Origin of the sequence: Mesorhizobium sp. M7A.F.Ca.CA.002.04.1.1 (assembly GCF_004022805.1) — a bacterium.
Classification (GTDB): Bacteria; Pseudomonadota; Alphaproteobacteria; order Rhizobiales; family Rhizobiaceae; genus Mesorhizobium; species Mesorhizobium ciceri.
On the sequence record NZ_RZPL01000357.1, the window covers coordinates 1 to 5,618 of the forward strand.

7 protein-coding genes are annotated in these 5,618 nt (G+C 63.5%); 4 read left to right on the forward strand and 3 right to left on the reverse strand.

Translation table 11 applies throughout. From position 1 onward, the window contains the following. Positions 1–2: 2 nt before the first annotated feature. From ENZ75_RS18800 to ENZ75_RS18815, 4 genes are all read left to right on the forward strand, one after another. Positions 3–1,562: a phosphoenolpyruvate carboxykinase gene (locus ENZ75_RS18800; RefSeq protein ID WP_245481174.1), complete on the forward strand. Its 1,560-nt coding sequence runs from the start codon at positions 3–5 to the stop codon at positions 1,560–1,562. Between the two features lie 83 nt (positions 1,563–1,645). Beyond that, positions 1,646–2,083 carry an alternative ribosome rescue aminoacyl-tRNA hydrolase ArfB gene (arfB, locus tag ENZ75_RS18805; protein WP_128278236.1) on the forward strand — a complete coding sequence of 146 codons (438 nt, stop codon included), beginning with the start codon at positions 1,646–1,648 and terminating at the stop codon, positions 2,081–2,083. Positions 2,084–2,173: 90 nt separating this feature from the next. Beyond that, positions 2,174–2,647 (forward strand): peptidoglycan-binding protein LysM, encoded by a 474-nt coding sequence (gene lysM, locus ENZ75_RS18810; protein ID WP_013528340.1) that lies wholly within the window; start codon positions 2,174–2,176, stop codon positions 2,645–2,647. Between the two features lie 102 nt (positions 2,648–2,749). Then, on the forward strand, positions 2,750–3,379 hold the full coding sequence (locus tag ENZ75_RS18815; protein ID WP_013528341.1) for an alpha-ketoglutarate-dependent dioxygenase AlkB: 630 nt from the start codon (positions 2,750–2,752) through the stop codon (positions 3,377–3,379). On the opposite strand, the gene coaA is transcribed toward ENZ75_RS18815, so the two are convergent. The 3 genes from coaA to hisF all read right to left on the reverse strand — a co-directional run bounded on the left by coaA (position 3,366) and on the right by hisF (position 5,538). Beyond that, positions 3,366–4,325, reverse strand: coding sequence for a type I pantothenate kinase (coaA, locus tag ENZ75_RS18820; RefSeq protein ID WP_013528342.1), 960 nt, complete (start codon positions 4,323–4,325; stop codon positions 3,366–3,368). The two genes, ENZ75_RS18815 and coaA, sit on opposite strands and share 14 nt — an antisense overlap. A 24-nt stretch (positions 4,326–4,349) precedes the next feature. Next, positions 4,350–4,673: a phosphoribosyl-ATP diphosphatase gene (locus ENZ75_RS18825; RefSeq protein ID WP_013528343.1), complete on the reverse strand. Its 324-nt coding sequence runs from the start codon at positions 4,671–4,673 to the stop codon at positions 4,350–4,352. A 70-nt stretch (positions 4,674–4,743) separates the two neighbouring features. Then, positions 4,744–5,538, reverse strand: a complete 795-nt coding sequence (hisF, locus tag ENZ75_RS18830) for an imidazole glycerol phosphate synthase subunit HisF (protein WP_024501998.1) — start codon at positions 5,536–5,538, stop codon at positions 4,744–4,746. Positions 5,539–5,618 lie beyond the last annotated feature (80 nt).

Genomic DNA, 5,618 nt, shown 5'->3' on the forward strand with positions numbered 1-5,618 from the left:
GCCTGAAAACCACCGGCGTGGTGCGCTATAATTTCGGTGCGGCTGCTCTTTATGAGGACTCGATCCGGCGCGGCGAGGCCCGCTTGACCGCACATGGCGCGTTGGTCGCCGAGACAGGCCAGCATACCGGCCGCTCGCCCAAGGACAAGTTTGTCGTCCGCAACAGTGACACCGAACCGCATGTCTGGTGGGACAACAACAAGGCAATTTCACAAGCCCAGTTCGACACGCTGCTCGCCGATTTCCAGACGCATGCCTGGGACAAGGATCTATACGTCCAGGACCTGATCGGCGGCGCCGATGCGGAGCTGAAGCTGCCGACCAGGGTGATCACCGAATTTGCCTGGCACTCGCTGTTCATCCGCAATCTGCTCATTCGTCCCGATGCCGCCGAGCTCGAGCATTTCGTGCCTGCCATGACGATCATCGACCTGCCGTCCTTCCGCGCCGATCCCGCCCGCCACGGCAGCCGCACCGAAACGGTGATCGCCGTGGATCTCACGCGCAAGGTCGTGCTGATCGGCGGCACCTCCTATGCCGGCGAGATGAAGAAGTCGGTGTTCACCATGCTCAACTATCTGCTGCCGGCGAAAGGCGTGATGCCGATGCATTGCTCGGCCAACGAGGGTATGGCCGGCGACGCCGCCATCTTCTTCGGCCTGTCGGGCACCGGCAAGACGACACTCTCGGCCGATCCCTCGCGCACGCTGATCGGCGACGACGAGCATGGCTGGGGACCCCACGGCATCTTCAATTTCGAAGGCGGCTGCTACGCCAAGACGATCAAGCTGTCGGCGGAAGCCGAGCCGGAAATCTTCGCCACCACGCAGCGCTTCGGCACGGTGCTGGAAAATGTCGTGCTCGACGCTGATGGCGTGCCGGATTTCAACGACGGAAGGCTGACCGAAAACACACGCTGCGCCTACCCGCTGGATTTCATCCCCAACGCCAGCAAGACCGGCCGCGCCAACCATCCGAAGAACATCATCATGCTGACCGCCGATGCGTTCGGCGTGATGCCGCCGATCGCGCGGCTGACCCCGGCGCAGGCGATGTATCATTTCCTCTCCGGCTACACCGCCAAGGTGGCCGGAACCGAAAAGGGCGTGACCGAGCCCGAAGCGACGTTTTCGACCTGTTTCGGCGCCCCGTTCATGCCGCGCCATCCATCGGAATACGGCAATCTGCTGCGCGAGCTGATTGCCCGCCACGGCGCCGATTGCTGGCTGGTCAACACCGGCTGGACCGGCGGCGCCTACGGCACCGGCAAGCGCATGCCGATCAAGGCGACGCGGGCCTTGCTTGCCGCCGCACTCGACGGCTCGCTCAAGACGGCCGAGTTCCGCACCGACCCTCATTTCGGTTTCGAGGTGCCGGTGGCGGTTCGAGGCGTCGACAGCGCCATTCTCGACCCGCGCTCCACCTGGGCCGACAAGGCCGGCTATGACCGGCAGGCGGCAAGGCTGGTCGGCATGTTCGCCGTCAATTTCGAGAAATTCGAAAGCCATGTCGATGCCGTGGTGCTGGGTGCGGCGCCGCGCATGCAGGAAGCGGCGGAGTAATCGCGCTACGGGGTTCAGCTTCGTTGAAAGGCCCGGTTCGATCGGGCCTTTTCTTTTTCGATCCGCCGCGCCATGACTGCGGCATGGCGAGCGACGACAACATCATCATATCAGGCGATGCGGTGATCCATCCGGGCGACCTGCACGAGGATTTCATCCGCTCGTCCGGTCCCGGCGGCCAGAACGTCAACAAGGTGGCGACGGCGGTGCAACTGCGCTTCGACGCCGCCAACGCAGCGGGTCTGTCGGAGCGCGTGCGCGAGCGGACGATCAAGCTTGCCGGCCAGCGTGTCACCAAGGACGGCGTCGTTGTCATCGAAGCGGGCCGCTTCCGCACCCAGGAACAGAACCGGGCGGATGCGCGGGCACGGCTGACGGCACTGGTCGCCAAGGCCGCCGAACCGCCGCCGCCACCGCGCAAGAAGACGCGGCCGTCAAAGGGTGCCGTGGAACGGCGGCTGAAGAGCAAGGCCGGGCGAGGCACGATCAAGAAGCTGCGCGGCCGGGTGGAGAACGATTAAGCACCGCGAAGCTGCAACGCGCGGGTGGCTTCCAATTCTGGGTTGCAGATGGCAAGCTGCGATCACCCACCACAGCAATGGAGACCAACGATGGGCATGTTCGATTTCGTCAAGAGTGTCGGCAAGAAACTGGGCATCGGCGGTGACGACGAAGCCGCACCCACGGCCGACACACTCAAGAAGGAGCTCGATTCGCACAAGCTCGGCACCGATGGCGTCGAGGTCGTCGTCAACGGCGATACGGCGGTGCTGAAGGGTGTGGTCAAGGACCAGTCGATCTTCGAGAAGGCGGTCATCGCCGTCGGCAACACGCTCGGCGTCTCCAAGGTGCAGGCGGACGAATTACAGGTCGCGCCAGCACCTGGCACGGCCGCCGCCCCGGCCAAGGAGCCCACCTTTTACACCGTGAAGAAGGGCGACAATCTCTGGAAGATCGCCGAGAAAAGCTACGGCAAGGGCCAAGGCGTCAAGAACACGGTCATATTCGAGGCCAACAAGCCGATGCTGACCCATCCCGACAAGATCTATCCGGGCCAGGTGCTGCGCATCCCCGACCTCGCCTGATCGGCGACTGCCAATTCGACAAGAGCGGCGGCTTTCGGGTCGCCGTTTTCATTTGATCGTGACATTTTACGGTTCCGAACCATCCAAGAGGCGATCGAATCCGTGCTCGTTCTGCCCAAAGGCGTCCGCCACATGCCGGCCTACCTGTCACGCACCGTGCAGGAAGAACTGGTCGACGAGGTGAGACGGATCGTGCAGCAGGCGCCGCTGTTCGTGCCGGCCATGCCGCGCACCGGCAAGGAGATGAGCGTGCGCATGACCAATTGCGGGCCGCTGGGCTGGGTCACCGACAAGGAGCACGGCTATCGTTACCAGCCGGCGCATCCGCTAACCGGGGCGCCTTGGCCGCCAATTCCGGATGCGCTGCTCGACCTGTGGCGCGAGGTCTCGGGCTATCCGCATCCGCCGGAAGCGTGCCTGATCAATTTCTACACGGCGGATGCGAAGATGGGCCTGCATCAGGACCGCGACGAGGCCGACTTTTCGGCGCCGGTCGTCTCCGTCTCGCTCGGCGACGACTGCCTGTTCCGGGTTGGCCAGACCACGCGTGATGGCGCCACCAAGTCGTTCAGGCTGCAAAGCGGTGATGTCGTGGTGCTCGGCGGCGAGGGGCGGCTGTGCTTTCACGGCGTCGATCGGATCTATCCCTCGACCTCGGCGCTGCTGAAAAACGGTGGGCGGATCAATCTGACATTGCGACGGGTGACGAAGCCGGCCGTCACAGCTTCCTGAGCGCCACTTCCTCGATCAGGTGGTCGGCGCCCTTGCGCAGGATCAAGTCGGCGCGGGCCCGCGTCGGCAGGATGTTCTCGCGCAGATTCTTCAAATTGATGTTGGTCCACAGGCCTTCGGCGATGGCGCGCGCCGAACCCTCCGACAGCTGCGAGTAGCGGTGAAAGAAGGAGTCCGGATTGCGGAAGGCGGTCTCACGCAGCCGCATGAAGCGGGAAATGTACCAGTTGTGGATCAGCTTCTCGTCGGCATCGATGTAGATGGCGAAATCGAAGAAGTCCGACAGGAAAGGCACGATCTTGCCGTCCTGCGGCAGCTTGCCGGGCTGCAGGACATTGATGCCTTCGAAGATCAATATGTCGGGCCGGTCGATGGTGACGAACTCGCCGGGAATGACGTCATAGGTGAGGTGCGAATAGACCGGCGCGCGGACATCGGGCAGCGCCGACTTGATGCCCGACAGGAAGCGCAGCAGCGCGCCGACATCGTAACTGTCTGGAAAACCCTTGCGCTCCATCAGGTTCTCGCGGCGCAGGACCTCGTTGGGCAGCAGGAAGCCGTCGGTGGTGATGAGATCGACCTTGGGGCTCGACGGCCAGCGCGCCAAAAGCTCCTTCAGCACGCGTGCGGTGGTCGATTTGCCGACCGCGACGGAACCGGCGATGCCGATGATGAAGGGCGTCTTGACCACGTCGACCGCGTTGAAGAAGGCCTGGCGTTGCCGAAACAGCAGCTGGCTCGCTTCGACATGAGCCGACAACAGCCGCGACAGCGACAGATAGATGCGCGTGACCTCTTCGAGATCGACCGGATCGTTGAGCGACCGCAGGCGGCGGAATTCGTCCGCACTCAGCGTCAGCGGCGTGTCGGCGCGGAATTGCGACCATTGCTCGGCGGAGAAGAAGCGAAACGGGGAATACTTCTCGGTCGGCGCGAGCTGATCCATCGAGATACCTGCCCTTCCTCGCGGTCAGCCCTTGGGCCGTGACGCCTTCTCGGCGATGCCCGAACGCCGGGTGCGGCCTTCGAGCTCCTTGAGCACGTCGCTCAGCAAAACCCCCGAGAGGCCGAGAACGACGAGCCAATGATATATAAGATCGGCACTTTCCGAAACGAGGGCCTGTTTGTCGCCCTTGACGGCGGCAATCACCGTCTCGACTGCTTCCTCGCCGAGTTTCTGCGCCGCCTTGTCGATGCCGCGCGCGAACAGTTTTGCCGTCCACGAGTCCGGGTCGCCGGAATGGGCGCGTTCCCTGATGGTTTCTTCAAGACCTGACAGCGAAAACTCAGCCATGGCGCCATCTATCTGCTTGTTTAGGCATGATCTTTTCCGAAAACCGGTTCCCACTTTTCGGGATCATGCTTTAGGGCCGATTATTCACAGAGTCCAGCCGCATCGGCAGCCCTGCGGCGGCCATATGCGCCTTGGCCTGCGCTATCGTGTAGGTACCGAAATGGAAGATGGACGCGGCCAGCACCGCACCGGCATGGCCGTCGCGAATGCCTTCGACCATGTGGTCGAGCGTGCCGACGCCGCCGGAAGCGATGACCGGCGCGCGCACGGCGTCTGATATCGCGCGGGTCAGCGCGATGTCGTAGCCGGCCTTGGTGCCGTCGCGATCCATCGAGGTCAGCAGGATCTCGCCGGCGCCGCGATCGACCATTTTCCGCGCGAACTCGACCGCGTCGATGCCGGTCTTTTCGCGCCCACCATGGGTGAAGATCTCCCAGCGGTCGGCCTCACCGGTGGCGGACACTTTCTTGGCGTCGATGGCGACGACAATGCACTGGTTGCCGAACTTGTCGGCAGCCTCGGCAACGAAGTCCGGGTTCTTCACCGCCGCCGTGTTGATCGACACCTTGTCCGCGCCGGCCAAGAGCAGCTTCCTGATGTCGGCGACCTGGCGCACGCCGCCGCCGACGGTCAGCGGCATGAAACATTGTTCGGCGGTGCGTGCGATGACGTCGAAGATGGTCTCGCGATTGTCCGACGAAGCAGTGATGTCGAGGAAGCAAAGCTCGTCGGCGCCGGCCGCGTCATAGGCCTTGGCCGCCTCGACCGGATCGCCGGCGTCGACGAGATCGACGAAGTTGACGCCCTTGACGACACGGCCGTTCTTGACGTCGAGACAGGGGATGACACGGGCTTTCAGCATCAGCGGCCCTCTATCGTGGCGATGAGATCGTTCAGCAACTGGCCGACCAGCGGCGGAACATCGGCCTGCGCGTCGAAAGCCGG

What these genes read in the sequence shown, in the direction of transcription:
- arfB (WP_128278236.1), top strand. Translation starts at nt 1,646, where the DNA reads ATGGCGAGCGACGACAACATCATCATATCAGGCGATGCGGTGATCCAT.
- lysM (WP_013528340.1), top strand. Translation starts at nt 2,174, where the DNA reads ATGGGCATGTTCGATTTCGTCAAGAGTGTCGGCAAGAAACTGGGCATC.
- coaA (WP_013528342.1), bottom strand. Translation starts at nt 4,325, where the DNA reads ATGGATCAGCTCGCGCCGACCGAGAAGTATTCCCCGTTTCGCTTCTTC.
- ENZ75_RS18825 (WP_013528343.1), bottom strand. Translation starts at nt 4,673, where the DNA reads ATGGCTGAGTTTTCGCTGTCAGGTCTTGAAGAAACCATCAGGGAACGC.